Annotated in this window: 3 protein-coding genes; all 3 read right to left on the bottom strand. The window is 45.2% G+C overall.

The genetic code is table 11. The annotated features are described in order from the left end of the window. Positions 1-12: 12 nt before the first annotated feature. On the bottom strand, positions 13-783 hold the full coding sequence (locus RMO84_RS12475; protein WP_310488777.1) for a PD-(D/E)XK nuclease family protein: 771 nt from the start codon (positions 781-783) through the stop codon (positions 13-15). 99 nt (positions 784-882) lie between these two features. Next, positions 883-1,110, bottom strand: a complete 228-nt coding sequence (locus RMO84_RS12470) for a helix-turn-helix domain-containing protein (RefSeq protein ID WP_310488776.1) — start codon at positions 1,108-1,110, stop codon at positions 883-885. A 61-nt stretch (positions 1,111-1,171) separates the two neighbouring features. Further along, a partial coding sequence (locus RMO84_RS12465; protein ID WP_310488775.1) for a PAP/fibrillin family protein occupies positions 1,172-1,576 on the bottom strand: 405 nt, incomplete at its 5' end.

Below are 1,576 nucleotides of genomic sequence, written 5' to 3'. Positions count from 1 at the left end.
AGCCGATCGGCATTAAATGGGGATGGGGAGCAGTTCAGCCAGATCGATGCCGGTTGGAGATTGATCGTCTCGATGCTGGCGATCGCACCGCACTGCAAAGCTACAACGCTCGCACAAACCCGTAGACGCCGCTACCTGCGGAAAAGGTTCCTGACGGCTGCGACTGGCATCAAGCCAAGTTGTTAACTTAGCTAACAAGGCGACTAAATCGCTGTGAGTTTGCCGATGTTGTTTGAGCGTATAGCTGATAGCGATCGATTTGGGTTGGGGGGTGGATTGAATAAACCAATAAGTAAAAGCAATCTGTTTTGGCAGATAATCGCTAGTTTCGGCAAGTAGATACAAGTACAGCCGCGTTTGCCATTCGAGATCGAGATCTTTTTTATATTTAGGCAGTGGGTAAGTTTTCCAATCGATAATATCCGCGCGATCGGGTTGTAAGATTACCAGATCGTAAATTGCTGTAAATAGATAGTTATCGACTGCCAAAGTGCGGACGTGTTCGCTCTGTCGCCAAGCTTGGGGATTGGGCGCGAATAATTCCGGCGCAACCTGGAGCATTGCCTGCATCCACGTATTTAGCTGTGGCGATCGCTCTAAAATCGGCTCGATCGGCAATCCCAGTTCGCGCTGATGCATCAATAAGTGAAAGTCACTACCCAACTGCGTTTTGGTCTGTTGGGTGGGCGACATCGGCAACGTCAATCGATCGCAAAATGTGTACTCGAATTGGCGCGGACAAGTTTCCAGAATTTTCAGATGTCGTTGGGAAATTCTCAGCATAATTATCGATCGACCCAATTTTCTACCTTCAGACCAGGAATCTATTTAAAGTGACGTAAATTTCTAGTTACTAAAGTAGCTCGATGAGCAAGAGTAATGCTAATCATCATCGGCAAATACGCCTGCTTGAGAAAGCAATACTGAGCTACTATTCTTAGCACGCAACCAATTATCGATCGCCGACTTGAGGAATCTCCAGTCCTTTTCGATTTTTCGACCGGGAATATTGCCTTTTGAAGCTTGAGCAGTAACTGTTTCAATTGACAATCGCAAATAAGCTGAAGTCTCTTCTAATGTTAAAACATCAGGGCTAGTAACTTTGTCCATAATCTCCCCCAATTATTATGCAGTTCAAATTAAATTTAGCTTTATGTTCATTTTACATTCATTATTTAGTTAAGACAAAGACGCTGCCTTCGTTACCTCGGCTGATGCGTAAATTTTCATCGAGATAGGTAACTTCTAGCCATGCGGGGGCTTTATCTGTGGGGCGATTAATTGGTAGATCGATCGCGGTAAACTTGCGACCGTTTTCGATTTCGGCAATCAATCGATCGGGATCGGAATAGTCGATGAGACGCTGTAAACCGATGACCGATCGATTAAATTGAACGTTGACTCTAGCTTCACTAACAGCGGTAAATTTAGCGACGATCGCTACCAAACCATTCAATCCTGGTAACAAACTACTGACTTCGGCAATATTATAAACCGCGCTAGTCGTCGGGCGAATGCACTGATAAATCGTCCCGAGTGTCACCAGCGGAAATTTGTCGATACCCAGTAAACTCTG

Source organism: Chamaesiphon sp. VAR_69_metabat_338, assembly GCF_031423935.1.
In the GTDB taxonomy this organism is placed as follows: Bacteria; Cyanobacteriota; Cyanobacteriia; order Cyanobacteriales; family Chamaesiphonaceae; genus Chamaesiphon.
The sequence above is the reverse complement of the archived record's forward strand: the minus strand, read 5'-3'. Positions and strand labels throughout refer to the sequence as shown.

Bases quoted from the DNA above. Each gene is read 5' to 3' on its own strand.
- RMO84_RS12470 (WP_310488776.1), bottom strand. From the start codon at position 1,110: ATGGACAAAGTTACTAGCCCTGATGTTTTAACATTAGAAGAGACTTCA.
- RMO84_RS12475 (WP_310488777.1), bottom strand. From the start codon at position 783: ATGCTGAGAATTTCCCAACGACATCTGAAAATTCTGGAAACTTGTCCG.